Below are 24859 nucleotides of genomic sequence, written 5' to 3' on the forward strand. Positions count from 1 at the left end.
CCTTTCGTGTCGCCCTCTCGGGCGGGGGGTCATGGGCTGAGGCCCGTGGTGATGCGCTCGGTGTTGACGTGCATCATGTCGAGATACGTGTCGCCGGGTTCGCCGGGCGGCGCGAGAGACTCGGTGATGAGCTCGACGACGGCGACCTCGCGGTCCGCTTCCTCGGCGAGCACCTGCACGAGCCGATCGGGTTGCGATGACTCGGCGAAGATCGTGCGGACGCCGGCGGTGTCGATCGCGTCCACGAGTTCCTGGAGATCGGCGGGACTGGGTGCGGCGAGCGTCGTGCCGCCGGGGATCGCCGCCCCGAGCAGAGTCACGTCGTAGCGACGAGCGAGGTAGCCGAAGACATGGTGATTCGTCACGAGCGCGCGGTGCTCTGCGGGAATCTCCGAAAGCGACTCAGCCATCTGCTCATCGAGCGCGCTCAGGTCCTCCCGGTAGCTCGCAGCAGCGGCAAGGACCTCGGCCTCTTCGTCACCGGCGAGCTCGGCGAGCGCCGGTGCGAGCGCATCGACGACCAGGATCATCTGCGCAGGATCGGTCCAGAAGTGCGGGTCGGGCCCGGCGCCTTCCGCGTACTCGAGCACCTCGACGTGCTCACCGGCTTCCATGACGGGCACACCCTCTTCTGCCGCGGCCTCGACGTGCTGGGCGAGACCTTCCTCGAGCCCGAGTCCGTTCGCCACGATGAGCTCGGCGTCTCGCAGCCCCGCCGCCTGCTGTGCGGAGAGCTCGAAGGAGTGCGGATCGGCACCCGGTGCCATCAGTGTCACGATGTCAAGGTGATCACCGGCGATCTCGGACACGACGTCGCCGAGGATGTTCGTCGTGACATACACGCTGGGGCGGTCGCCGCCTCCGGGTGCGCATCCGGCGAGCGCGCCGACGGCGAAGGCCGCGGCGAGCACTGCCGCGACCGCGCGACCGACCATGCTCATCGCTCGGCTCCGGCTCATCGGCCGGTTCCTGCTCATCGCCCGGTCCCTGCGAGGTGAAACGGCATGGTCACTGTCTCGAAGGTGCGCGCGATGCGTGCGGCGTCCGCCGGGTCGATCTCCCACAGCGCCTGCTCGGCAGGACCGTTGAGGTACGCCCTGTTCTGGTCGACGACGAATGTCACGCCCGCCGCAAGCTCCGGGTCAGCGACGGATGCCGCGACAAGCGGTTCTGTGCGCGAGACGACCTCGCCTCCGGCGAGCACGAGCACCGATCCGCTCGCGGTGAGCGCCAGCACCCGGTCCGCGTCGTCACTCACCGCCGCAACCCGCACGATCTCCTCGCCGACGTTCTGGAACGTCCAGTTCCGCTCACGCGTGTCCAGCAGCCAGACTCCGGTGGGCCCGGCGAGCGCCGCCACGCTCGGGCGACCCTCGCGCCCGGCGAATTCGGTCACGGGTGGTGCAGCATCCGCCGGGTACGCGATGCGCTCCCAGTCGGAAGGATCACCGCCGACCGAGAGCGCCGCCCCGTCTGCGCAGCCGATGACGACTCCGACGACTGTGGTGATCGTCCCCGCGGCGTTCGAACATGCGATGCTCTCCCCAGGCGCGCCCTCCGCGTCGACGACACGCAGCGTCTGCGGAGCACCATCGGCATCCGGCTCAGTGATGACCGCGCCCTCGGCCAGCGGGACGATGAGGCCCGCGTGCGGTTCGACGGGGAGGCGGAACTCCTCCACGATCTCGCCGTCGGCGAGCGCGAGCGTGTCGATCAGCACGGCTTCGTCATCGAACTGGATGCCCGTGCCGACGTCTCCGGTCACCACGGTCGCGAGACCGCTCCCCTCGATCTCCCCGATCACGCGCGACGGAGCCTCGTAGTAGTGGAAGTGGTCGATGTGACTCCACGTCCAGACACCGCTGTCGACGACCGTGACGGACCCGTCCCGGATGCCGAAGAGATACCGGCCGTCGCTCACGAGCTCCTCGATCGGCTCGATCTCGGCGAGGGTCTCGGTCTCCTCGTCGAGCAGATCGAGGTGATCTACTGCGCCGTCGGCATCCACGGTTGTGAGGTGCAGCGCAGGCTCGGAGAGCTCGTGCGCGCCGGCGATCTCGCCATGTCCGTCGCCGACGGTCTCGTTCGCCGGCGACGGAGGCGCCGAGGGCGTCGCGGCGCATCCGGCCGAGGCGAGCAGCAGGATGCCGGTCACTGCGGTGAATCGGAATCTCATGAGGTCCTTTCGACGAGGGCGCGACGGCGCCCGGATATCTGAGCGAGAAGGCCATGAAGCGCCGCGGATGCCGCGGCCGATGCGATCGCGACGAAGGCGATCGTGGCACCGGCGGCCGTTCCGGCATGCCAGGAGATGAGAAGTCCGACGGCGACGGATGCCGTGCCGATGAGCGCGGCGAGCGCCATGGTCGAGGGGATGCGGGTGGCCCAACGGCCGGCGGCGACGGCGGGGCCGAGCAGCATGCCGACGACGAGCAGCGAACCGACGGCCTGATACGCCGCGACGACCGCGAGCGTGATGAGCCCGACCAGAAGCACGTGTGCGAGCTGGGGACGGAGTCCCAGCAGTTGCGCCTGGCGCGGGTCGACCGTGATCGCGACGAACGAGCGGTGCCCCAGGAAAGCGACGACCAGCGTGATGACGGCCACGATCGCGAGGGTGAGCACGTCTGTCGACGCGGCGGCGAGGATGTCGCCGAACAGGATCGCCGTGGCATCCGTCGCGAAGCTTCGCGAAGCGGAGATCACGATGACACCCAGCGCGAGACTGGCCACGAAGAGCAGCCCGATGCTGGTGTCGGCGGAGAGGCGCCCCCTCCGCTGGAGCATTCCTATCCCGAGCGACATGCCCGTCGCGCTGATCGCAGCACCGAGGATCGGCGGGATGCCGAGCAGCGTCGCGACGGCGATGCCGGGGAGCATTCCGTGCGCCATGGCTTCGCCGAGGAAGGCCATGCCGCGAAGAACGACCCAGGTGCCGACGACACCGCAGATCACCGCGACGAGCGCACCGGTCAGCAACGCGCGCTGCACGAAGACGACGGTGAAGGGATCAAGCAGGAGGGACACAGTGAGCGACTGTAGCAGTTATTGAGAATGATTTTCATTTGCAATAATGGCGGGCGTGTCTTCTTCTTCGATCCTCCTGCCGACCACCCGAGTACTCTCGCTGCGCGACATCGCCGTCGATCGCGACGGCCACCCCGCTCTGCGCGGCGTCGACGCGGAAGCGCATGCCGGGAGGCTGCTCGCCGTGACAGGCGCCAACGGCTCAGGAAAATCGACGCTGCTGGAGGTGGCGGCAGGGCTTCTCACCCCTCACCGCGGAGCCGTGGATCTGCGACCAGGCATCCGCATCGCACTCGTGCCGCAGTCCACACCGCTCGCCGCGCATCTCCCGTTGAACGTCACAGACATCGTCGCGATGGGCACGTGGGGACGGCTCGGCACCTGGCGCCCTGCTCGCCGAGTCGATCGCGACCTCGTCGTGGACGCCATCGGCACCGTCGACCTCGCCGACCTCGCCAGGCGGCCGGTCGGCACGCTCTCGGGCGGGCAGCGGCAGCGCGCACTCCTGGCGCAGGCGCTCGTGCAGCGCGCCGACCTGGTGCTGCTCGACGAGCCGATGGCAGGACTCGACTCCCGTTCGCGCGCGGTCATCGCGACGACGATCGGTCATCTCACCGCGACCGGTTCCGCCGTCATCGCCGTCACTCATGACATCGCGGAGTTCACCGCTGTCGACGATGTCCTGGAACTTCAGGACGGACGCGTGGTCAGGGCGTCGTGACCTCGGCGTGCGGCATCCGCTTCGTCATGATGCGCACGGCCTCGGGGTTGTCGTCGACGAGCACCGCGTCACGCCCGAGGGCGGAAGCCACCGCCCCGGTCGTCCCGCTTCCGGCGAAGAGGTCGAGCACTCGATCGCCCGGCCTGCTCGACGCCTGCACGATCCGGCGCAGGATGCCCTCCGGCTTCTGCGTCGGATAGCCGGTCTTCTCCCGCCCTGTCGTCGGCACGATCGTGTGCCACCAGACATCGGTTGGGAGCTTGCCTCTTGCAGCCTTCTCCGTCGTGACCAGACCCGGCGCCATGTACGGTTCGCGATCGATGTCGTCGGCGTTGAACACGTGTGCACCCGGGGTCTTCACGTAGACGAGGATCGTGTCGTGCTTGGTCGGCCAGCGCCGACGGGATTTGGCACCGTAGTCGTACGCCCAGATGAGCTCGTTGAGGAAACTGTCGCGGCCGAACACGGCGTCGAGCATCACCTTGGCGTAGTGCGCCTCGCGATAGTCGAGGTGCAGGTAGAGCGTGCCGTCATCGCCGAGCAGGCGCCAGGCTTCCTCCAGGCGCGGCATGAGGAAGTCGCCGTAGTCGTCGAAGCTGTCGTCGTAGGTGCGCAGCATCCCGCGCACGCGCTCGTACTCGTGCCCGTGGAAGCCGTGCCGGACCTCCCCTGTCGGCTCGGCTTCGCCAGACGTGCGTCGGGCCGTCATCACCTGGCGGTTCTGCGTGCGACCGGTGTTGAAGGGCGGATCGAGATAGACGAGGGTGAAGGATGCCGAGGGCAGAGTGCGTGCGGCCGCGAGATTGTCGCCCTGGATGATCGTGACGGCACCGCGCACAGGTGACGCTTCGGGCTGGGGTCGGTTCGGAACGTCTCTCACGGCACGCGATGCAGCCACGCGTCGGTCGCGAACTTCGATTTCACGAGCGCCTCCGCATCGGCGTACTCGTCGGCGGTGATCGCACCGTCTTCCGCATCGGTCAGCGAACGGAACGTCGCCTTGAAGCTCTCGATGATCTCGGCACGGCTGAGTCCGGTCTGGGTACGGAGCGGATCGACCCGCTTCGCCGCAGAGGTCGTGCCCTTGTCGCTGAGCTTCTCGCGGCCGATGCGCAGCACCTCGGTCATGACCTGACCGTCGATGTCGTACGAGATCGTCGCGTGGTGCAGCACTCCACCGTTCGCGAGGCGCTTCTGCGCCGCGCCGCCGATCTTTCCCGTCGGGCTCGCGATGTCATTGAGCGGCTGGTACGTGGCATCGACACCGACCGACTTCAGCGCCTGCAGCACCCAGTCGTCGAGGAACGCGTACGAGTCGGCGAAAGTCAGGCCCTGCACGAGCGATGCCGGCACATACAGCGAGTACGTGATGATCTGCCCCGCGGCCATGAGCATCGCACCTCCGCCGGAGATGCGGCGCACGACGTCGAAACCGTGCTTCGCTGCACCTTCGGGATCGACCTCGTTGCGGTACGACTGGAACGAGCCGATGACGACGGCCGATTCGTCCCATTCCCAGATCCGCAGCGTGGGGCGGCGGCGGCCCTCTCCGACGCGGGACGTGAGCACCTCATCGAGCGCGAGGTTCATACGCGGCGAGACCGCCTTCTCGTGCACGATCTCCCAGTCGAAGTCGCGCCAGCCCGGAGCAGTGACGAGCGCACGGCGCACAGCGGTACCGACGGATTCGGGGTTGAAGCCGAGCAGTTGCGCCCCCGCGGGGAGCGACTCACGGACCGCGGCGGCGATGGCCGTGGCATCCGTCTCCACGGGCAGTCCGTTGACCGCCGCGTTGATGTCCTCCAGCGCGCTGTCGGGTTCGAGGAAGAAGTCTCCCGCGAGTCGGAAGTCGGTCAGGCGACCGTTCTCGACCTCGAGATCGACGACGACCAGCTTTCCACCGGGGACCTTGTACTCACCATGCACGAGTACAGCTTAAGCCGCGTGGCGTGCGCGGTCTCAGTCCCGGGCCGGAATGTGCTTGTCGAGCCACGCGAGGAGGTCGGCGCGGACCTCATCCTGCTGCAGTTCGTTGAAGATCTCGTGCCTCGCATCCGGGTACACCAGCGTCGTGACATCGGTGAGGCCCGAGCGGCTGCGGTACTCGTCCGCGAGCTTGTGCACGCTGCGCGGACCGCCGACCGGATCATCGCGACCGACCAGCAGCAGCATGGGGATGTCTCGACCGAGGTTCTTCGCCGGCCGGCCGTAGAGCTTCAGCGCCTCGACGGGCCCGAACAGCTTCAGCAGCGGCACGTTCGTGGTGAGCGGATCGTCGTCGAACGCCTTCCACACCGCGGGGTCGCGACTGAGCCATTCGTAGCCGGTCGCGTCCGCGACCTCCCAACGAGCGTTCAACGGTGCGGCATTGAGGTCGCGAGGAGTGCGCAGTGCCGAACCGGAGAGGACCACGGCGTCCCACGCCTCCGGATGGTCGTTGACGAGCATCTGTGCGAGGAACGATCCCCAGGAATGTCCGAGCAGCACGAGGGGCAGGTCGGGGTTCTCGGCGCGGATGATGCCGGTCAACTGCCATATCGCGTCCTCGGCCGCGCGCAATCCGCCCTTGCCGAGCTTTCCGAGTTTCGCCGTCTGACCGTCGTGCTGGCGGATGCCGGTTCTCCCGTGACCGCGATGATCGTCGGCGTACACGGTGAAGCCCTGGCCGGTGAGCGCGCCGATGAGCGCGCCGTAGCGCCCGGCGTGCTCGCCGACGCCGTGCAGAAGCTGCACCACTCCGCGTGGCACCCCCACCGCCACGTGGACGTCGTAGACGATCGCGACGCCGTGCGCGTCGGTGAACTCCGAAGTCTGGGGCATGCGTCGAGTCTACGGATCAGTCACGCGCGCGCCAGCGGCATGTCAGATGCGCCGTCACATTCGGCGGTCTCTCGAGGAACAGCCCGTCGGATCCCGTCAGAGGGCGAGGGCACGACGCACGGCGAACGCCGCGTCACGATCGGTGACCTCGTACCCGCCGACGCCGTCCGAGGCGGAGCCCATTCGCACTCCTGCGCTGTCGCCGTGGACGGCGCGTTTAGCCGAGAAGTGCAGTGCATCGATGCCCGTGGCCGCGAGCTCCGCTGCTCCGGTCGCCACCACTCCGCTGCCGGCCATGACCTCGATCCGACCGTCGGCCGCAGCGACGAGTGCGCGCAGCGCATCCATCCCCTCGAGCGCGGTCGACGCTCCCCCGGATGTCAGCACACGACGCAGCCCGAGCTGGACGGCGAGCTCCAGCGTCGCCACCGGGTCGGCGGTGACATCGATCGCGCGGTGAAGTGTGACGGACGCATCGCCCGCGGCATCCCGCAGTCTCGCCATCGCATCAAGATCTAGCGCGCCGGACGAGTCCAGCGCGCCGATGACGACACCATCCGCACCGTTCGCGACCGCCCATTCGACGTCGCGCACCGAGATCGCGAGCTCGTCTGCGTCGTAGTGGAACCCGCCGGCACGCGGGCGGATGAGCACGTGGATCTCGGGCCCGTCATCCCCCGCCGCATCGCGAGCGAGTTCGAGCGTCGCCGGTGACGGGGTGAGGCCCCCGAGCGCGAGCGCCTGAGTCAGCTCGACGCGGGCTGCACCGACCTCACGTGCGACGCGCACGCCTGCAGGACCCTGGACGGCGAGCTCGAGTGCAATGTTCACGCCACCCATTCTGCCCTCCCTTTTTTCAGGAAGTTTAGTTAGACTACCTAAGTAATGATCGAATCGGATGACCTTCTGCACGCCACCGCCACCGATCTGCGCCTGGCGACTTTCCGCCTTGCCCGACGCCTGCGCCGCGAACGCGCGGTCGACAGCATCAGCGACGCGCAGTTCGCTGTGCTCGCGTGCCTGCGCGGCAACGGTCGGCTGCCGGTGGGCGAGCTCGCACAGCGTGAGCGGGTGAGCGCTCCGACGATGTCGAACATCGTGGACGGGCTCGCCGAGAGCGGTCACGTCGTCAGGGTGCCGAGCGACGAGGATCGGCGGCGCGTCTACATCGAGATCACGGATGCCGGCACCGCCGTCGTCACCGCGACTGTGCAGAAGCGCGATGCCGCGCTCGCCGACGCCCTCTCCGAGTTCGACTTCACTGACGATGAGCTGCGCACGCTGCGGGAAGCGGCAGCCCTCATGCGGAAGGTGGCCGAACGATGACTGCCATGTTCCGATCCTTCAGCTCGTTCAACTACCGGATCTGGTTCCTCGGCGCTCTGGTGTCGAACGTCGGCGGATGGATGCAGGCCACCGCCCAGGATTGGGTGGTGCTCACCGAACTGACGGACAACGACGCCACCGCGATGGGCTTCACCATGGCGCTGCAGTTCGGCCCGCCGCTGGTGCTGGTGAGCCTCACCGGCTGGGTCGCCGACCGCTTCGACCGGCGCAAGATCCTCCTGCTCACCCAGACGGTGCTCATGGCGCTCGCACTCGGCGTCGCCGCACTTCTGCTCACCGGAGTCATGACGCTGCCGCTGATGTTCTGCTTCGCGCTGGCCTTCGGAATCACGAATGCCTTCGACGCCCCCGCACGTCAGGCGTTCGTGTCCGACATGGTCTCAGTGGGCGACGCATCCAACGCCGTTGCGCTCAACTCGGCGTCGTTCAACATGGCGCGGCTCATCGGCCCCGCCGTCGGCGGCCTTCTGATCGTCGCGGTCGGCACCGGCTGGGTGTTCGTGATCAACGCGGCGACCTTCCTCGCCATGCTGATCGCTCTCGTCCTGATCCGCTCCCGCGAGCTGCTCCCCCGCATCAAGAACAGCGGACGAACCGGTCTCGCCGAGGGCTTCCGCTACGTCTGGGGTCGGAGCGACCTCAAAGTGACCTTCGTCATGGTGTTCCTGATCGGCGCGTTCGGGATGAACTTCCCGATCTACGCCTCGACGATGGCGCTGGAGTTCGGGCGAGAAGCGGATGGTTACGGCGTGCTGAGCTCAGTGCTGGCGATCGGATCGCTCGTCGGCGCCCTTCTCGCCGCGCGTCGAGATCGGGCGCGCATCCGAGTGCTGGTCATCGCGGCCGGAGGCTTCGGCCTGGCATCGGTGATCTCGTCCTGGATGCCGAACTACTGGAGCTACGCGACCGTCCTCATCTTCGTCGGCTTCTCGACCGTGACCATGCTCACGACGGCGAATGGCTACGTGCAGACCACGACGGACCCCGCCCTGCGAGGTCGCGTGCTGGCTCTGTACATGGCCGTCGTCATGGGCTCCACTCCGATCGGCGCGCCGATCGCCGGTTGGATAACGGATGCCGCCGGCCCCCGCGCCTCGATCCTCTTCGGCGGCATCGCCGGGCTCGTCGCGATGGCGGTCGGCGTGACATGGATGCTGGCATCCGGCCGACTCCACCGGCGGGAGAACACCCGCTTCCGCCTCACGTTGGACGAGACACGACCGATCTCGGTCATGCGTGCCGACCCGGTCGAGTTCAGCGATGAGGTCGCCGCGGCCACCACGCCGATCAGGACCGTGCGCGCGGACTGACACTCCCGCTCATCCTCGTATCTGGCTAGCGTGGAGGGGATGAGCGAACCGGAGAACTCACAGGGCACGTACCTTCCCCCATCGGCCTCCGCGGATCCCGCGGCCGCACCTCGCCGCACGCTTCCCGCCGTCCAGCGCTGGGTGTTCTGGCCGGCGGCGGTGATCGTGATCGTCTTCGTGGCGTTCACGTTGATCGCACCGGGCATCGCCGAGTCGCTCTTCAAGACCATCCAGACCACGATCGTCAATGCGTTCAACTGGTATTACGTGCTCATCGCCGTCGTGTTCGTGGCATTCAGCCTGTACCTCGGCTTCAGCCGGTTCGGCGACATCAAGCTCGGCAAGGATGACGACGAGCCGGAGTTCTCACTGATGAGCTGGTTCTCGCTGCTTTTCGCCGCGGGCATGGGCATCGGGCTGGTGTTCTACGGCGTATCGGAGCCGCTGACCCACTTCGTCACCCCGCGGCCCGGCGTCGCAGGAACGCCGGAGCAGCTCGCGCAGGCGGCCCTCGGCCAGACGTATCTGCACTGGGGCATCCACGCGTGGTCGATCTACGTCGTCATCGGCCTCGCCCTCGCCTACGCCATCCACCGTCGCAAGCGTCCGATCTCCATCCGATGGACGCTGGAGCCGTTGCTCGGAAAGCGCGTCGAGGGCGGCTGGGGTCACGCGATCGACATCATCGCACTGGTGGGCACGCTGTTCGGCGTGGCCACCTCTCTGGGTCTCGGAGTGCTGCAGATCAGCGCCGGCCTCGATGCCGCCGGCTTCACGAAGCCCGACGCGACCACTCAGGTCATCATCATCCTGGTCATCTCGGTGTTCGTGCTCGCGTCGGTGCTCTCCGGAGTCACGAAGGGCATGAAGTGGCTGTCGACGGTGAACCTCGTTCTGGCCGGTGTCCTCGTCCTCTACCTGCTCGTGATGGGACCGAGTGAGTTCCTGCTCCGGGATTTCGTCCAATCGATCGGTTACTACATCCAGAACTTCGTCGGACTCTCCTTCAACGTCAGCGCGTTCCAGGGCACGGCCGGTGAGGAATGGCAGGCGCAGTGGACCTCGTTCTACTGGGGTTGGTGGATCTCCTGGGCACCGTTCGTCGGGATCTTCATCGCCCGAGTGTCGAAGGGACGCACGGTGCGCGAGTTCGTCGCCGGCGTCATCCTCGTTCCGACACTGCTCGGCATCCTCTGGTTCTCGGTGCTCGGCGGATCCGCACTCGCGATCGAGCTTCAGGAGCCGGGCGCCTTGTTGGACGCTGAAGGCAAGGTCGATCTGCAAGGCGCTCTGTTCCAGATGCTCGAGCACGTTCCTGGAACACAGGTCATCACGATCGGCGTCATCCTGCTCATCGGGATCTTCTTCGTCACATCGGCGGATTCCGGCGCACTGGTGATGGGCATGATCGCCACCGGCGGGCAGCAGAACCCGAAGCGCTGGATCCGCACCTTCTTCGTGCTGGTCACTGCGGCACTCGCGATCGCCCTGCTGCTCGCGGGCGGCCTGACCGCCCTGCAGACGGCCGCCATCACGATCGCCCTGCCCTTCAGCATCGTGATGCTGCTGATCTGCTGGTCGACGATGGTGGCGTTCATCCGAGAACGGCGGGCGTACGCCAGAGCAGAACGGGCGCAGCTCATCGACAAGATCGGCGACTACTACGGTCTCGAGGTGGAGGCGCGCGACGAGACGGGGCTGCTCGGCGCGCAGCCCCGCTGGCTGCGCAATCTCCAGCGCCGCCTCGGGCTGCCGGTCGCACCGACGACGCCGATCCGCATCCCTGCGGAGCTGCTCGGTGCAGAGAGCCGGGCGGATGCCGGACCGGCCATGCTCGACGTCGATGATCTGGTGTCAGCGGATGAGTTCTCGGCGCATGACGACCAGGACGTCCCGTCGCACGGCGAGGATCAAGAGCCACCCGTGCGTTGAGCGATCCACGAACGCCGATGTGCGGTCCGTGCATACGGTCGCACTGACCGTGTGCGAAACGCACATCGCCGGTTCGCCATGCCGACTTCTACCGTGGGGAAGACCGCCCACGAAGGAGTGACATGACTGACGTCGTCGCCGCAGACATCGACCGATCAGGACTCGATACCAAGGACCAGCGCCGCCGTGCCATCATCGGCAGTTCGGTCGGAACCATCATCGAGTGGTACGACTTCACGCTGTACGGGCTCGCTTCGGCACTGGTGTTCGCACCGCTGTTCTTCCCCGGCGCCGGCAGCCTCGCCGGCACCCTCGGCGCGTTCGCGACCTTCGCGGTCGGCTTCGGCGCCCGACCGATCGGCGGCCTGATCTTCGCGCACTTCGGTGATCGGATCGGGCGCAAGGCGACTCTGCTCACGACCCTGCTGATGATGGGCCTGGCCACCACGCTCATCGGCTTGCTGCCGACGGGCGAGACGATCGGCATCTGGGCGCCGATCCTGCTGATCGTGCTGCGTCTGTTCCAGGGCGCGGGGGCCGGTGCGGAATTCGCCGGTGCCATGACGATGGCCAGCGAGTCCGCACCGACGAAGAACCGGGCCTTCGTCGCCGGGTTCCCCGGTTCCGCCGTATACGTGGGCATGGCGTTGGCCACGTGCTGCTTCGCGCTGGTGAGTCTGATGCCCAGCGACCTCTTCCTGGCATGGGGGTGGCGCATCCCCTTCGTCGCCAGCATCGCCATCGTCGCATTCGCCCTGTACTTCCGCCTTCGGGTGAAGGAGACGGCGGCGTTCGAGGCCGCCGAGCGCAAGGGCGAAGTGACGTCGGCACCGCTCGTCGAAGCCGTCCGCACGCATTGGCGGATCCTTCTCCCCGGCATGGCACTCTTCGTCTTCGCCCTGCCATGGGTCTACGTCGTGCAGACATACTCGCTGAACTACACGACCGGCACGCTCTCGGTCGACCCCACGCATGCGCTGATCGGGCTCGTGATCGCCGAACTGCTCACGATCCCGGTCACGCTGCTGTGCGGACGACTCGCCGACCGCATCGGCCGCAAGCCCGTACTCATGACCGCCGCGATCTTCGGTGTCGTGTTCGCGTTCCCGATGTTCCTGCTGTTCAACACCGAGAACTCGTGGTTGGTGGGTCTGTCGCTGATCCTCGGCCTCGCCGTGATCCAGGGCGGGACGATCGGGGTCAGCGCCGCGATGCTGGCCGAACTGTTCCCCACCCGGATGCGTTGGAGCGGTATCGCCATCTCGCGCGAGATCCCCGCGGCACTCGTCGGCGGCACGGCGCCTCTCGTCGCGACCGCACTGGTCGCGGCCACCGGAGGATCACCGTGGCTCGTGGCCGGCTATCTCGTCGCACTCAGCCTGATCGGCATCATCGGCATCAGGTTCCTTCCGGAGACCCTCCGACGCGGCGTCGATGCGAGCGCTCTCCAGGACTGAGGCAGAACGGGCCTGAACAGGATCAAGGAGCTAGAGACTCGGCCACTCGTCAGCAGCGTACGTCTCCGGGCGGGTGCCAGGATCTGGCAACACATCCTGAATGTCCCACGAGTCTCCCCACCACCATGGACTCTCGACGTCCACCTGGACGAATCCTCCTTCATCGGTGCTGAGCTGGAGTTCGCGGCCGTCGGCGTCGACCAGTCGGCCGCCTTCCGTTGGCTTCCATCCCAGCGATTCGATCTGGGCGATGAGCGCGTCCCTGTCGAGTCCCGTGCCGGCCGTGTCGTGCGAGAAATCAGCATTGATGAGATAGCAGTCCATGTTCAGGGATCGGCATGCGTACGGATTGCGCTCGAGTCCGCCGAGCATGTGCCAGTCGTCGTCGGCGATCAGCGCGCGTATCTCTGAGACCGCCTGCTGGGTCTGTTCGTATCTTTCGGTCGCGAGCTCGGCCTGATCTTGCAGCGACCGAGAGTGCACCAGCCCGCTCGTCTCGGACGCAGCGTCCAGGTGGTTCGCCGTCGTGCCCACGCCGATGACGACGGTGACGGCGAAGAGCATCGGAACGAGGAAGGCAGAGCCCCACGAGATGATCCGCCATATGCCGACCGCCGTTGCCGGCAGCGGATGCAGCGTGCCTGCGAGCACGAGGAGCGCGACCCAGGAAAGCGCTCCGAGGATGCAGCAGCCGATGAACATCAGCCCCTGAAACCCGTCCGAGAGCGGGACGACGACCAGCGATTGCAACAGAGACGGAATCGTCGCCCCGTCAGTGGGTCCCGGGATGGTCAGCGGCGCGATGAACCAGCTCCACCCGTTCAGGAACAGCAACCAGACCATGGGACCGGGCGCCGTCGTGTGACCACGTTTGCGCAGGATGAGCCTCGGCAAAGACGCGAGCAGAGCGAAGACAGGCACGATGATCGGCGAGAGGACAGTGAGGAGAAGGGTCTCCCACCCGCCGCTGCCCAGCCAACCGTGGAAACAGAAGAAGATCGGGAGAAGCCAGTTCACCCACGGCCACGCGTCCCACACGAACGCGTGGATGCCGCGCTGTCTGACCGGACGCGGCTTCGGCAACGAGAACCGTGGCGCCACGGTCTCATTCGGCGGATTCGTCATGTCCCCTCCCCCGGTCACGTTAGCGGGCACCGAAGCCAACGAGCTTCAGCCACGACGAGACGAAGCGGGGTGGTCGGTCCAGGACCGACCACCCCGCTTCGTCTCCTGCGGTCAGCCCTCGAGCACCAGCCGAAGCTGCTCGAGTGCCCAGTCGATCTCCGTGCTGCGGATGACGAGCGGCGGCGCGATGCGGATCGTCTGACCGTGCGTGTCCTTCACGAGCACGCCGCGCTCCATCAGCTTCTCGCTGATCGCGCGACCGGTGCCGCGTGCGGGGTCGATGTCGACTCCGGCCCACAGGCCTGCGACGCGAACGGCGGTGACGCCGTTGCCGATGAGCTTCTGCAGCCCCTCGTCGAGGTGCGCGCCGAGCGTGCGGGCCCGTTCCTGGAACTCGCCCGTCTCCAGCATCTCCACGACTCGCAGGCCGACGGCGGCTGCAAGCGGGTTGCCGCCGAACGTCGATCCGTGCTCGCCGGGGCGGATCACGCCCAGCACATCACGATCGCCGACGACAGCAGACACCGGGAGGATGCCGCCACCGAGCGCCTTGCCCAGGAGGTAGAGGTCGGGAACCACATCCTCACGGTCGCACGCGAACGTCGCGCCGACGCGGCCAAGGCCGGCCTGGATCTCGTCCGCGATGAACAGCACGTTCTTCTCGGTGCAGATCTCGCGAACGCGGGTGAGATAGCCCTCCGGCGGAATGATCACGCCCGCCTCTCCCTGGATGGGCTCGACGAGCACGGCCGCCGTCTCATCCGTGATGGCGGCGGCGATGGCGTCAGCGTCGCCGAACGGCACCGCGTCGAAACCGGGCGTGTAGGGTCCGAAGTCATCCCGGGCGGACTCGTCGTCGCTGAAGCTCACGATCGTCGTGGTGCGGCCGTGGAAGTTGCCGGCGGCGACGACGATGCGCGCCCTCTCCGGTGCGATGCCCTTGACCCGGTAGCCCCACGCGCGGGCGACCTTGATGCCGGTCTCGACCGCTTCGGCGCCGGTGTTCATCGGCAGGACGATCTCCTTGCCGCACAGTCGGGCGAGAGCGTCTGCGAACGGCTCGAGGCGGTCGCTCATGAACGCACGGCTCACGAGCGTCACGCGGTCGAGCTGCGCTTTCGCCGCGGCCACGAGATCCGGATGCCGGTGGCCGAAGTTCACTGCCGAGTACGCGGCGAGCAGGTCGAGGTAGCGCTTGCCTTCGGCGTCGGTGACCCAGGCCCCCTCACCGGAGGCGATCGTGACGGGCAGCGGGCTGTAGTTCTGGGCGACGTGCGCCTCGGTGGCGACGGGACTGGTCGAAGCGGTCATCCGCTCACCTCCGCATCATTCGCCGCGCGCAGTTCGAGCGTGCAGCACTTGATGCCGCCGCCGCCGAGCAGCAGTTCGGACAGGTCGACGGTGATGGGGTTGTAGCCGCGCTCGCGCAGCTGCTTCTCGAAGCCGGTGGCGCGGGGCGAGATGATCACGTTGTAGCCGTCGCTGGCAGAGTTCAGGCCGAACACGGCACCGTCCGCATCGGCGACGAGGATGGCATCCGGGTAGCGCTCCTCGAGGATCGCGCGGCTGGCGTCGTCGAAAGCGCCGGGCAGGTAGGCGATGTTCGCGCGCTCCGGACCGCCGTTCGCTGCACCCTCGACCGGGTCCAACACTGAGATGGCCGTGTCGAGGTGGTAGAAGCGCGGGTCGACGAGGTTCAGGGAGATGACCTCCCGGCCGAACACCTCGCCAACCTCGCGGTGGCTGTCGCCGGTGGAACGGAAGCCCGTACCGGCCAGGATCGTGTCACCGACGAGCAGGAAGTCGCCCTCACCCTCGTTGACCTCTTCCGGCTCGACCGTGTCGAATCCGCTCGCGCGGAACCAGTCGGCGAACGCCGGCGCCTCACCGGCGCGCTCGACGAAGCGGAACTTCGGCACGTACGCCCGCCCGTCGATCAGGAAGCCGCCGTTGGCGGTGTAGACCATGTCGGGGAAGCCCTCGAGCGGCTCGATCAGTTCGACCTCGTGGCCGAGTTCAAGGTAGAGCTCGTAGAGCTTCTGCCACTGCGCGACGGCCTTCGCGGTGTCGGTGGGCTTCGCAGGCTCCATCCACGGGTTGATCTTGTAGCTGACCGTGAAGTGCTCGGGCCGGCACATCAGGTACCGGCGGTGATGCGCGATGCGGGTGGTGGTGGGTGCGGTGACAGTTTCTGGCGTCGACATCTTGCTCCTCGAAAGAGATGCGGCGGACGCTGTCCAGGGGCCCGGCGGAAGTTCGACCCGCCGCTCAATGCAGAGAATAGCGGGGAAGATGCGACGCAGGCACGCCAGAGTTCATTCTGACATCTGAATCTGTGGAAGCGCCAGCCACGCACCGGCGCCGCCCGATCACGACTCACTCCTCGACACGGACGACGACCTTTCCCACCGCATGACCGGTCTCGACGCGAGCGAGCGCGGCGGACGCCTCGGAGAACGGGTAGGTGCGCTCGATCACCGGGGTGATCATGCCCTCGCGCGCGAGTTCGATGAGGGCGGCGGTCATCTCCGGCTTCGGCATCGCCATAAGGGGGCGGATGCGACGACCCGACCCGATCGAGAGGAGCGCGGCGCGCAGCATCCGCGGCAGAGGGCCGAGGACGCTCCCACCGGCTCCGCTGACCATCACCAGCGTTCCCTTCGGCGTCAGCAGATTGCGCAGAGACAGCAGCGGTTCGTTCCCCACGATGTCGATGATGGCGTCATACGTTCCTGCGTGCAGAGCGGATGCCGGGGAGACGCGATGGTCGAACGTGCGCGTCGCACCGATCCGTTCGACGAGCGCACGATTCGGCTCGCTGCATGTGGCATCGACTTCCGCGCCGCGTTCGACCGCGAGCTGCACGGTGAAGGTGCCGACGCCGCCCGACCCGCCGAGCACGAGCACGCGGTTGCCGGCTTCGATCCCCGCGAGGTCGAGCGCCTGCTGCGCGGTGCCGGCTGACACCGAGAGCGTCGCCGCGGTACCGGGCTCGACGTCGTCTGGCCGAGCCACGAGCCGGGCGGCCGATGCCACGACGAAAGCAGCGAGCCCTCCTCCGGCACTCAGCTCGACGACGACCTCGTCGCCGATGCGTTCTTGCGGAACATCCGCGCCCACGGCGACGACGGTGCCTGCGACGTCGATGCCACGAATCGGCTGCGAGGGCCGGCGCAGCCCGAAGGCGAGGCGCGCCAATCGCGGGTCCCCGAGCAGCAGCCGCACATCACCGGCGGCCAGCGCCGTCGCTCTGACTTTCAGCAGCACTTCGCCCTTGCCCGGCCGAGGGACATCGACGCTCTGCAGCGTCGTGCCCGCGGCAGGGCCGTAGTCGGTGCGAAGCCAGGCGGTCATGGTGGCGGGAATCGCTGCGGTGTCCATCTCAATCCTCCGGATACTGGAAGAGGTCGTCGATGCCGACCTCGAATGCACGGGCTATCTGAAAGGCGAGTTCGAGCGTGGGAGAGTACCTGCCCTGCTCGATCGCGATGAGCGTCTGCCTCGTGACGCCGATGCGGCCGGCCAGGTCGGCCTGGGTGATCCCCGCATCCTCTCTCCGGGAGCGGATGCTGTTGGTGACGAGAGTGGGCTTGACCATCAGACGAGTCCCCGGCGGTAGGCGATGATCCGCGCGATGCTGCCGACGAACGCGGAGATCGCGAAGCCGAGGAACATCGCGTTCGCGATCCAGAAGACATCCGAACCGATGGCGCACAGGGCGATGACACCGAGACCCGCGATCACGAGGAACGCATGCTCGACGCGCCCGCCCATCTGATCGATGTCCCTGTCGCGGACGTCGGTGGCGGTCGAGCCTTTCGGGTCGCGGAACCCTGCGAGCATTCCCCACAGGATGCTGAGCACGATCGTGACCGCGATGCTGATCCCGATCGCCCAGAGCATGATCGGGAACCAGTCGACCGACGTGAGCGGCCCACCGGCCGCCTGCTGGAGGATGACGACGATGTAACCGGGGATGATGACGGTCGTGGCGATCAGCGTCGACCAGGTATTGCGTTCCGAGTAGACCATGACGCCTCCGATGTAAAAGATTCTTGACACCTTGAAGGTACTGCCGTGACGGCGTCTGTGTCAAGAATCTTTTACATGTCGGTGTGCAATCGGTCAGATGACGTCGGCACTCCAGTCATCGGGGTTGCCGAACCGGTGCGCGGTGATGCTGATCGACTGCTCGTGCACGAAGGGCAGCAGCTCCAGCCTTCCCGCTGACGTGACCTCGTTGTCGTAGACGGCGATGTCGGGATCGCCCTCCACAGTCTCTGCCAGCAAGCGGTGCAGCCTGGCGACGGCGCTGCGCCCCCCGACGAGTCGCACTCGCACGCCTGACGCGCGTTCCGGCTCATGCGCGACGACGGCAACGGGGGCCGGTTCCTCACGCCGCAGCATCCGTTCGACCCACTCCGAATCGCTCTCCACCGCGATGAGTGCGCCGAGGTCGCCGAGCGCACTGCGCACTTCGGCAGGGAGGCCCTCGGCGATCGAGACGAAGAAGCCGGCACCGGAGCGGATGCCGGCGAGCACCACTCGGAGCACGTCCTGCAGAGGGGCGTCCACCGTCGCGCGCACCACGACGGGCGTCGGCCGATAGCGGAAGAGGTTCCGCTCGATGCCGAGCTGCGACACATCGCGCACCTGGCCGAATTCACGATCCCATGCGACAGCGTCCGACAGTGCCGACTGACGCAGCCATTCGAAGGCTTCGAAGTCCAGCGATGACTGCGCCGACTCGATGAGTCCCGAGATGCGACTGTCGAGCCCCCGCAGATGCAGAGTGCTCGAGGCCCTGCCGCGAGGCAGCGAACGCCACGTTCCCAGGCCGATCAGATAGTTCGGGCCGCCCGCTTTCGCACCGGGCCCGATCGAAGACCGCTTCCAGCCGCCGAAGGGCTGACGCTGCACGATCGCGCCGGTGATGCCCCGGTTCACGTAGAGATTGCCGGCGCGCACACGGTCGAGCCACAGCGCGAGGTCGTCAGGATCCTGGGTGTGCAGCCCGGCGGTCAGGCCGTATGCCACGTCGTTCTGCAGATCTATCGCGGCCGACAGCGTCGGGGCGTGCATGACGCCCAGCATCGGGCCGAAGAACTCCTCGCGATGAGTGCGGGATCCGGCTTCCACATTGACGCGGATGCCGGGGCGCCACAACCGCCCGGTCTCATCGCCGCCCACAAGCGAGGGCTTGATCAGCCACTTCTCATCGCCCTCGAGCTCCGACAATGCCCAGGCGAGTTTTCCCTGAGGCTCCTCGATGACCGGGCCCACCTCCGCGAGCGGGTCGGTGGGCCATCCGATGTTGAGCGAGCGCACCGAATCCGCCAGCTGACGGGCGAAGCGCTTGGAGCGGCCGACCGGTCCGACGAGGATCACGAGCGAGGCGGCGGAGCACTTCTGGCCTGCGTGCCCGAAGGCGCTCTTCACGAGATCGGCGACGGCGAGGTCGAGGTCTGCGGACGGCGTGATGACGATCGCGTTCTTGCCGCTGGTCTCCGCGAGCAGTGGCAGGTCGGGACGCCAGGATCGGAACAGTGCTGCGGTATCCCAAGAGCCGGTGAGGATGACGCGATCCACCGCTTCGTGTGCGATCAAACGCTCCCCCAGGTCTCCCTCGTCGACGTCGACCAGAGTGAGGACGTCTCGCGGAATGCCGGCCTGCCAGAGCGCCTCGGCGACGACAGCCGCGCACCTCCTGGCCTGCGGTGCCGGTTTGAAGAGCACGCCGGAACCGGCGGCGAGCGCTGCGAGCACGCCACCGGCGGGGATCGCTATGGGGAAGTTCCACGGCGGCGTGACGACGGTGACACGGGCCGGCTCGAATGCGGCACCGGCGACGGCATCCAGTTCGCGCGCCTTGGCCCCGTAGTAACGAGCGAAGTCGACGGCCTCGCTGACCTCGATGTCCGCTTCGGCGAACACCTTGCCGGTCTCGGATGCGGCGACCTCGATGAGTTCGCCTCGACGCGATTCCAGCGCGGCAGCAGCGCGCAGCAGTGTCTCGGCGCGCTCGGATGCGGATCGCGCCCCCCACGCCGGTGCCGCAGCGCGAACCTGCGCGATCCTCTGCTCCAGCACTGCTGCGTCGTCGATTCTGGCGTCGAGCAGAGTGGACTCGCCGGCCCTAGACGTCGCGATGCGGGCGCGGATGCCCTCCGCCCATTCGCGGTTGGCCGGAAGAACGGGATCGCTGTCCGTGGTGTTGGCGAACCCCGGTGCTCCTGCGGAATCGGATTCCGCCTCGCGGCGGGAGTACACCGCAGTCTCGACGAACGCTTCGCCATTCGACCCGTCCGACCCGTCCGCGCCGTCCGAGCCTCTGGCGATGCCGAGCACCGCCTGCGTGAGGTCTCCATCATCGATCTGCGCGGCCGTCGTCGGTCGCAGCGACTCGTGCACCGGTGCCTGTCGGTTCTGAATGCGGAACGGGACGCTCCTCATCGTGCGATCGCCCGCCCGCTCCAGCGCCCGGCGGAAGCGGCCCTCTTCCCGCTCGAAGAGAGCCGAATCGTCGTGCAGGTGGAATGCCGCGGAGAGGAAGTTCTCCGGTGCCGCGTTCTCTTCGAGCCGCCTCACCAGGTAACTGATGGCCACATCGAACTCGTCCGGCTTGACCACGGGCACGTACAGCAGTACGGATCCGACGTCGCGTGAGACGGCCTGCGCCTGACCCTGAGCCATGCCGAGCAGCATCTCGAACTCGACGTCCTCGGTGACGCCGCGTTCGCCGGCGAGGAGCCAGGCGTGCGCGATACCGAACAGGTTGTGGCCGGCGACACCGATCCGAACCGCGGCGGTGTTCTCCGGACGCAGCGCCTCATCCAGCAGGCGCAGGTGGTTCGCATCGGTGTCGAGCTTGGTGTCGTATGTGGCGAGCGGCCACCCGTGCATCACAGCATCCACTCGCTCCATCGCGAGGTTCGCACCCTTGACCAAGCGGATCTTGATCTTGGCCCCGCCGTGCTCGACGCGTGCCTTCGCCCACGCCGTGAGCTCACGCAGCGCCTCGAGCGCATCGGGCAGGTAGGACTGCAGGACGATGCCCGCTTCGAGACGCTGCAGGCGCGCGTCTTCGAGGATGCGCGTGAACACCGCGATCGTGAGATCGAGGTCGCGGTACTCCTCCATGTCGAGGTTGATGAAGGTGCCGTTCGATGCGGCGGTCACATAGAGCGGCAGCAGGCGGGCTGCGACCGCCTCGACGACCTCGTCGAACGCCCACATCGAGACATGACTGATGACCGACGAGACCTTGACCGACACGTAATCGACATCGTCGCGCTGGATCAGATCGTGGATGCCGTCGAGACGACGCTTCGCCTCCGCCTCGCCCAGCACGGCTTCGCCGAGCAGGTTGAGATTCAGCCGAGCACCCGTCTCACGGAGCTTCTCGATCGCCGGGCCCAGCTTCGCCGGGCGCGCATCCACGACGAGATGCCCGACCATCTCACGCAGCACACGACGAGCGATCGGCACGGTAGGAGTGGGGATCACGGGCGCGATGCCACCGCCGAGACGCACCGCGCCGCGCAGGTACCAGGGGAGGAAATCGGGCACCATCGGTGCGATCCGCTGCAGCTGGGCGGCAGCGGCGCTCAGGCTCTCCGGCCGCATCACCCCGTCGACGAACCCGAGAGTGAACGGAAGGCCGTTCTTGTCCTGCAGCAGATCGGCGAGGCGCGCTGCCGCTGGATCGACCTCGATCTCCGCCGCATCGGCGATCCAACGACGCGCGAGTTCTACGGCCTGATCGGCGAGTTGACCGGCCCCGTGCAGCGACGACTCTGACATGTGATCAGCCTAGGAGCGCGACCGCACGATGACGCGAGTGACACTGTAGAGCGGCCGCTACTCGGCCCACCCGCACCACTCTAAGATGTTGCTGTGACCGACCAGGGGGGTAAGCGGCGCTCTTCGAGCACGCCGGAGACTGGCTTGCCCAGGGTGAAGAATGCTGCGGCTCCGACTGCCGCTGCTCCTGATGCTTCGCCGCGTGTGGCTCCTCTGGCGTCCGCAGCGCCACCCGCATCCGTGCCGCGGCGCAATCAATGGGCTCGTGCGGCCATCGACCGTGTGCCGGCGAGGTGGCTCGCGACCGGCGCGACCGGAGTCTTCCTCGCTGTCACCGCCGCGTTCGGTGGTCTTGCCTCCGTCCCGGAGCCTCCTCTCCCGGAGATCGGCCCCGGCGAGACGTTCACCGGCGCAGAATTGGAGATGACGCCGATACGAGTCACGGTCGCCGAGGAGCTGGAATACTCCGGCCTCATCGCCGACGCGGGGGTGGACGAGCGCGTATTGACGCTCATCATGGATGTCACGAACCTCAGCGACGTCCCTCGCCGGGCCGAAAGCGACGGTTCTGCCGTAGAAGTGCGCATCGAAGGCTTCCCAGATGTCGCGCCCGCGATCACCCGACTCGAAGACGAGAACTTCGCTGACGCGTGGTTGCAGCCGAACGTCCGGACGCAGATCGCCCTGAGCTGGCTGGTCTCGACCGCTGATCTCGCTGATCTCACCGAGGTTCGGGTTGTCCTGCACACTGCGACCGAGTTCGTCGGCAGCACGGTGATGCACGGGCGATACTGGGCCGCCGTCACCGTCGCCGGGTTCGCCGATCTCCCTGTGGAAGAGATCCCACCCGCGGAGGAGGAATCATGATGAAGAAATGGCTGCCCTGGGTCGCGACCTTCGTCCTGCTTGTCGGCGCCTGGTTCGTCCAGCTCCTCACGCCCTCCGACGACGCGGCGTCCGAGCCCTTCATCGTCGCCACCGCGGTCGGCTCCGAGGCCGTCGGACGCGAGATCGTCGTCACGGTCCTCGACGTGCGCGCGGCGAGCACCGTCACGAGTTCGAGCGGATGGAGCGCCGAGGGAACCTGGCTGCTCGTCGATCTGAAGGCCGAAGCCGTCACGACCGACAGTCTTCTCAAGGGCGCGACGCTGACGATCGGCGGTCGCGAATTCCGCGCGAGTGAGCGAATGGACTCGATCTTCTCGACCAGGCTCGTCCCCGGCATCCCTCGCACAGGCACAATCGCGTTCGAACTCCCGGACGACGCGCTGACTGGCACCGGCGTCCTGCACCTCTCTCCCAGCGGCGACACCCGTCTCGATTCGGTTATCGAGCTGACGATCCCGTTCGACGAACTGACCATCAGCGCCGAGGAACCAGTGCATGACACGGAATGGGCGACGCCATGACCGGCTGGTGGCGACGGAACACAGTGCCGCTGATCGCCTTGGCTGTGCTCGCGCCGGTCACGGCCGGAGTCATCGGATGGAACGAATGGCAGGAGTACTTCCTCTACCGCTCCGGCACCCCGGTCGCACCCGAGACCGAAGACGGGACCGTCGAGCTCGCAGGTGCGACGTGGGGACCCATCCGCGGTCAGTACCTCGAGAACGTCGAAGGCCTGACGCTGCCCGACGGCGCCGAAGTGGTCGTCGCCGTCATCCCCGTCGCTCCAGGCGAAGACCCGCCCTCCTGCCTCGCGCCGACGCTGATCGAGCAGAGCAGCGGACGCGAATGGAGTGAGGGGCGCTTCGACCTGGGGGTGTTGTCGAACCCCGACGAGCCGACCATCTGCGACAGCACCGCGACTGAGCCGTACGAGCTGCTCCTGCCCTACATAGTGCCGAAGGACGCGGAGGGCCCGTTCTGGGTGAATATCGCACCGGCGGCGGTCGCCCCGCAGATGGTTCAGTTCTCGATCGACCCCTGAGTCGTCGGTGCGGGGCTCGGATCGACCACTTCGGCGGCCACGCGAGTCTTCTCGGCCACCTGTGCCTCTGCTGCCACCTGTGCCTCTGCTGCCACCTGTGCCTCTGCTGCCACCTGTGTCTCCTCGGTCACCTGTGTCTCCTCGGCCACCTGCTTCCGCAGGGCGCCGAGCGTGGCGTCGTACGACGCGGCCACGAGAACGAACCGGATCGGTTCGAGGATCATCGGCACGAGCAGAAAGATCAGGCTGTCGGCGACCTGCCAGAACGATTCGAGGTCATTCGGGCCCAGCACACGCGTGATCGCGAGGCTGAGCAGCGCGTCCGCGGCTATCACGACCGTGTACAGGAAGACGTACGTGGCGATCATCACTGGTCCGGCCCGCCACATCAACACGATCGCCTTACCGAGCGGACGGAAGCGGCCGATGAACTGCTCGCCGAACTCACTCAGCCAGCGGGACACGGGCCCGGGGAGGCTTTCGACCCGCTGCCGGGTGCGCTTGAAGAAGCGGTGACGCAGCCGTACGTTCTCGGCTACGATCGCCTGCCCGTAGATCACGCCGGCGATGGCCAGCCACGCGAGCGGCTGAAGCAGGATGCCCCCGGCTTCGCCGAGCAACCATTCCACGCCGTCCCAGATCCACGCGACCGGCGTGAGCTGGGAGCCGACCCACTCACGGATATCGCCGATCCACACCATGGCGGCGCGGCCGTCGACCCACGAGGTGACGGCCGCGATGCCATCGCTGATGAGGAAAAGGGAGAAGCAGACCCAGACCGCCTCCAGGTAGACGGCGACGAGTGAGAGAACCTTCGGCAGTCGCGCTCCGTACCGCTTCCACGCCCAACGCCCCGCGAAGGCCACCACGATGACGGAGACGCTCGCGACATTGAAGCCGAGCTGCAGGACGGCATCCGCGGGCAGCGCACTCGCCTCGGTGGCGGTTTCGCCTGATTCGATCTGCTCCGCGAGCTGCGTCCATGCCACGCCGGTTCGCACCTCTAGCGCCTGCGTGGCGTAGTCGGTGACGTCGTCTTGCAGGAAACCCCAGGCGGCGTAGATCGCGAAGAACGGCAGGATGCTGACGAGCAACGTCGCGAGGAAGGTCTTCCGGCGCTCAGCCGCATTCTCAGACAGGGGCGCGATCGCCTGCAGGTTGTGCAGTCCGTCGCGTACGACGAGGAACATGGCCACAAAGCTGATGAGCTTGAAGAGGATCGCCAACGGCAGCAGCACGAATCCCCATGTGGAGCTCCACGCGCCGACATAGCCTGCCAGCTGGATCGCGAGATAGTGCCCGAGCGTGCCAGCCGCGAACCACGCAAGCAGAGACGGCCAGTGCCGCAGCAGCACGCGTCCGGTCGTGGCGAGGATCGTCAGCACGC

23 protein-coding genes are annotated in these 24859 nt (G+C 67.2%); 8 read left to right on the top strand and 15 right to left on the bottom strand.

The features are described from left to right. Nucleotides 1–29 precede the first annotated feature (29 nt). Genes QFZ46_RS05115 through aztB form a run of 3 tightly spaced genes read right to left on the bottom strand, consistent with a single transcriptional unit; the run spans nt 30 to nt 3027 of the window. Nucleotides 30–977: a metal ABC transporter substrate-binding protein gene (locus tag QFZ46_RS05115; RefSeq protein ID WP_307359009.1), complete on the bottom strand. Its 948-nt coding sequence runs from the start codon at nt 975–977 to the stop codon at nt 30–32. Further along, nucleotides 974–2176, bottom strand: coding sequence for a hypothetical protein (locus tag QFZ46_RS05120; protein WP_307359011.1), 1203 nt, complete (start codon nt 2174–2176; stop codon nt 974–976). Before QFZ46_RS05120 ends, QFZ46_RS05115 begins: the two co-directional genes overlap by 4 nt. Further along, the gene (aztB, locus tag QFZ46_RS05125; RefSeq protein ID WP_307359013.1) at nt 2173–3027 is read right to left on the bottom strand and encodes a zinc ABC transporter permease AztB; all 855 of its coding nucleotides are present in this window, start codon (nt 3025–3027) and stop codon (nt 2173–2175) included. The genes QFZ46_RS05120 and aztB overlap by 4 nt, the downstream gene beginning before the upstream one ends. Before the next feature lie 55 nt (nt 3028–3082). Between aztB and aztA the strand changes: the two genes are divergently transcribed. Next, nucleotides 3083–3748 carry a zinc ABC transporter ATP-binding protein AztA gene (gene aztA, locus QFZ46_RS05130; protein ID WP_307359016.1) on the top strand — a complete coding sequence of 222 codons (666 nt, stop codon included), beginning with the start codon at nt 3083–3085 and terminating at the stop codon, nt 3746–3748. Here aztA and QFZ46_RS05135 read toward each other — a convergent pair. From QFZ46_RS05135 to QFZ46_RS05150, 4 genes are all read right to left on the bottom strand, one after another. Then, nucleotides 3735–4628, bottom strand: a complete 894-nt coding sequence (locus tag QFZ46_RS05135; protein ID WP_373457665.1) for a DNA-methyltransferase — start codon at nt 4626–4628, stop codon at nt 3735–3737. The two genes, aztA and QFZ46_RS05135, sit on opposite strands and share 14 nt — an antisense overlap. Then, nucleotides 4625–5674, bottom strand: a complete 1050-nt coding sequence (locus QFZ46_RS05140; protein WP_307359017.1) for a lipoyl protein ligase domain-containing protein — start codon at nt 5672–5674, stop codon at nt 4625–4627. The genes QFZ46_RS05135 and QFZ46_RS05140 overlap by 4 nt, the downstream gene beginning before the upstream one ends. 33 nt (nt 5675–5707) lie before the next feature. Then, nucleotides 5708–6568 (bottom strand): alpha/beta fold hydrolase, encoded by an 861-nt coding sequence (locus tag QFZ46_RS05145; RefSeq protein ID WP_307359019.1) that lies wholly within the window; start codon nt 6566–6568, stop codon nt 5708–5710. A gap of 96 nt (nt 6569–6664) precedes the next feature. Next, entirely contained in the window at nt 6665–7399 is a 735-nt protein-coding gene (locus QFZ46_RS05150) for a copper homeostasis protein CutC (protein WP_307359020.1), read from the bottom strand. 54 nt (nt 7400–7453) lie between these two features. On the opposite strand from QFZ46_RS05150, the gene QFZ46_RS05155 reads away from it, so the two are divergent. From QFZ46_RS05155 to QFZ46_RS05170, 4 genes are all read left to right on the top strand, one after another. Further along, on the top strand, nt 7454–7894 hold the full coding sequence (locus QFZ46_RS05155; RefSeq protein WP_307359021.1) for a MarR family winged helix-turn-helix transcriptional regulator: 441 nt from the start codon (nt 7454–7456) through the stop codon (nt 7892–7894). A 5-nt stretch (nt 7895–7899) separates the two neighbouring features. Beyond that, the gene (locus QFZ46_RS05160; RefSeq protein WP_307364501.1) at nt 7900–9225 is read left to right on the top strand and encodes an MFS transporter; all 1326 of its coding nucleotides are present in this window, start codon (nt 7900–7902) and stop codon (nt 9223–9225) included. A 39-nt stretch (nt 9226–9264) separates the two neighbouring features. Then, complete coding sequence (locus QFZ46_RS05165; RefSeq protein ID WP_307359022.1) at nt 9265–11157, top strand: BCCT family transporter; 1893 nt, start codon at nt 9265–9267, stop codon at nt 11155–11157. 122 nt (nt 11158–11279) lie between these two features. Further along, nucleotides 11280–12614 carry an MFS transporter gene (locus QFZ46_RS05170; protein WP_307359023.1) on the top strand — a complete coding sequence of 445 codons (1335 nt, stop codon included), beginning with the start codon at nt 11280–11282 and terminating at the stop codon, nt 12612–12614. A 30-nt stretch (nt 12615–12644) separates the two neighbouring features. On the opposite strand, the gene QFZ46_RS05175 is transcribed toward QFZ46_RS05170, so the two are convergent. From QFZ46_RS05175 to QFZ46_RS05205, 7 genes are all read right to left on the bottom strand, one after another. Next, nucleotides 12645–13739 (bottom strand): hypothetical protein, encoded by a 1095-nt coding sequence (locus QFZ46_RS05175; RefSeq protein WP_307359024.1) that lies wholly within the window; start codon nt 13737–13739, stop codon nt 12645–12647. A 111-nt stretch (nt 13740–13850) separates the two neighbouring features. Continuing rightward, nucleotides 13851–15050 (bottom strand): ornithine--oxo-acid transaminase, encoded by a 1200-nt coding sequence (gene rocD, locus QFZ46_RS05180; protein ID WP_307359025.1) that lies wholly within the window; start codon nt 15048–15050, stop codon nt 13851–13853. Further along, nucleotides 15047–15943 carry a dimethylargininase gene (gene ddaH / locus QFZ46_RS05185; RefSeq protein WP_307359027.1) on the bottom strand — a complete coding sequence of 299 codons (897 nt, stop codon included), beginning with the start codon at nt 15941–15943 and terminating at the stop codon, nt 15047–15049. Before ddaH ends, rocD begins: the two co-directional genes overlap by 4 nt. Nucleotides 15944–16115: 172 nt before the next feature. After that, nucleotides 16116–17120: an NAD(P)-dependent alcohol dehydrogenase gene (locus tag QFZ46_RS05190; RefSeq protein ID WP_307359029.1), complete on the bottom strand. Its 1005-nt coding sequence runs from the start codon at nt 17118–17120 to the stop codon at nt 16116–16118. Nucleotide 17121: 1 nt separating this feature from the next. Continuing rightward, a complete protein-coding gene (locus QFZ46_RS05195) occupies nt 17122–17337 on the bottom strand; it encodes a helix-turn-helix transcriptional regulator (RefSeq protein ID WP_307359031.1) in 216 nt (71 codons plus the stop codon). After that, nucleotides 17337–17771, bottom strand: coding sequence for a hypothetical protein (locus tag QFZ46_RS05200; RefSeq protein WP_307359033.1), 435 nt, complete (start codon nt 17769–17771; stop codon nt 17337–17339). Before QFZ46_RS05200 ends, QFZ46_RS05195 begins: the two co-directional genes overlap by 1 nt. 93 nt (nt 17772–17864) lie before the next feature. Next, nucleotides 17865–21542 (bottom strand): proline dehydrogenase family protein, encoded by a 3678-nt coding sequence (locus QFZ46_RS05205; RefSeq protein WP_307359036.1) that lies wholly within the window; start codon nt 21540–21542, stop codon nt 17865–17867. Between the two features lie 153 nt (nt 21543–21695). Between QFZ46_RS05205 and QFZ46_RS05210 the strand changes: the two genes are divergently transcribed. From QFZ46_RS05210 to QFZ46_RS05220, 3 genes are read left to right on the top strand one after another with little or no spacing between them, the layout of a single operon-like run. Beyond that, nucleotides 21696–22409, top strand: coding sequence for a hypothetical protein (locus QFZ46_RS05210; RefSeq protein ID WP_307359038.1), 714 nt, complete (start codon nt 21696–21698; stop codon nt 22407–22409). Further along, complete coding sequence (locus QFZ46_RS05215) at nt 22406–22951, top strand: hypothetical protein (protein ID WP_307359041.1); 546 nt, start codon at nt 22406–22408, stop codon at nt 22949–22951. The genes QFZ46_RS05210 and QFZ46_RS05215 overlap by 4 nt, the downstream gene beginning before the upstream one ends. After that, nucleotides 22936–23472, top strand: coding sequence for a hypothetical protein (locus QFZ46_RS05220; RefSeq protein WP_307359043.1), 537 nt, complete (start codon nt 22936–22938; stop codon nt 23470–23472). Before QFZ46_RS05215 ends, QFZ46_RS05220 begins: the two co-directional genes overlap by 16 nt. On the opposite strand, the gene QFZ46_RS05225 is transcribed toward QFZ46_RS05220, so the two are convergent. Next, nucleotides 23451–24857, bottom strand: a complete 1407-nt coding sequence (locus QFZ46_RS05225; protein WP_307359045.1) for a hypothetical protein — start codon at nt 24855–24857, stop codon at nt 23451–23453. The two genes, QFZ46_RS05220 and QFZ46_RS05225, sit on opposite strands and share 22 nt — an antisense overlap. Between the last annotated feature and the right edge of the window lie 2 nt (nt 24858–24859).

This window comes from Microbacterium murale, from assembly GCF_030815955.1.
GTDB classification, from domain to species: Bacteria; Actinomycetota; Actinomycetes; order Actinomycetales; family Microbacteriaceae; genus Microbacterium; species Microbacterium murale_A.

Excerpts from the sequence above, each read along its gene's own strand:
- QFZ46_RS05115 (WP_307359009.1), bottom strand. The coding sequence starts at position 977 with ATGAGCAGGAACCGGCCGATGAGCCGGAGCCGAGCGATGAGCATGGTC.
- QFZ46_RS05120 (WP_307359011.1), bottom strand. The coding sequence starts at position 2,176 with ATGAGATTCCGATTCACCGCAGTGACCGGCATCCTGCTGCTCGCCTCG.
- QFZ46_RS05145 (WP_307359019.1), bottom strand. The coding sequence starts at position 6,568 with ATGCCCCAGACTTCGGAGTTCACCGACGCGCACGGCGTCGCGATCGTC.
- QFZ46_RS05155 (WP_307359021.1), top strand. The coding sequence starts at position 7,454 with ATGATCGAATCGGATGACCTTCTGCACGCCACCGCCACCGATCTGCGC.
- QFZ46_RS05160 (WP_307364501.1), top strand. The coding sequence starts at position 7,900 with ATGTTCCGATCCTTCAGCTCGTTCAACTACCGGATCTGGTTCCTCGGC.
- QFZ46_RS05165 (WP_307359022.1), top strand. The coding sequence starts at position 9,265 with ATGAGCGAACCGGAGAACTCACAGGGCACGTACCTTCCCCCATCGGCC.
- QFZ46_RS05170 (WP_307359023.1), top strand. The coding sequence starts at position 11,280 with ATGACTGACGTCGTCGCCGCAGACATCGACCGATCAGGACTCGATACC.
- QFZ46_RS05175 (WP_307359024.1), bottom strand. The coding sequence starts at position 13,739 with ATGACGAATCCGCCGAATGAGACCGTGGCGCCACGGTTCTCGTTGCCG.
- rocD (WP_307359025.1), bottom strand. The coding sequence starts at position 15,050 with ATGACCGCTTCGACCAGTCCCGTCGCCACCGAGGCGCACGTCGCCCAG.
- ddaH (WP_307359027.1), bottom strand. The coding sequence starts at position 15,943 with ATGTCGACGCCAGAAACTGTCACCGCACCCACCACCACCCGCATCGCG.
- QFZ46_RS05190 (WP_307359029.1), bottom strand. The coding sequence starts at position 17,120 with ATGGACACCGCAGCGATTCCCGCCACCATGACCGCCTGGCTTCGCACC.
- QFZ46_RS05195 (WP_307359031.1), bottom strand. The coding sequence starts at position 17,337 with ATGGTCAAGCCCACTCTCGTCACCAACAGCATCCGCTCCCGGAGAGAG.
- QFZ46_RS05200 (WP_307359033.1), bottom strand. The coding sequence starts at position 17,771 with ATGGTCTACTCGGAACGCAATACCTGGTCGACGCTGATCGCCACGACC.
- QFZ46_RS05205 (WP_307359036.1), bottom strand. The coding sequence starts at position 21,542 with ATGTCAGAGTCGTCGCTGCACGGGGCCGGTCAACTCGCCGATCAGGCC.
- QFZ46_RS05215 (WP_307359041.1), top strand. The coding sequence starts at position 22,406 with ATGATGAAGAAATGGCTGCCCTGGGTCGCGACCTTCGTCCTGCTTGTC.
- QFZ46_RS05220 (WP_307359043.1), top strand. The coding sequence starts at position 22,936 with ATGGGCGACGCCATGACCGGCTGGTGGCGACGGAACACAGTGCCGCTG.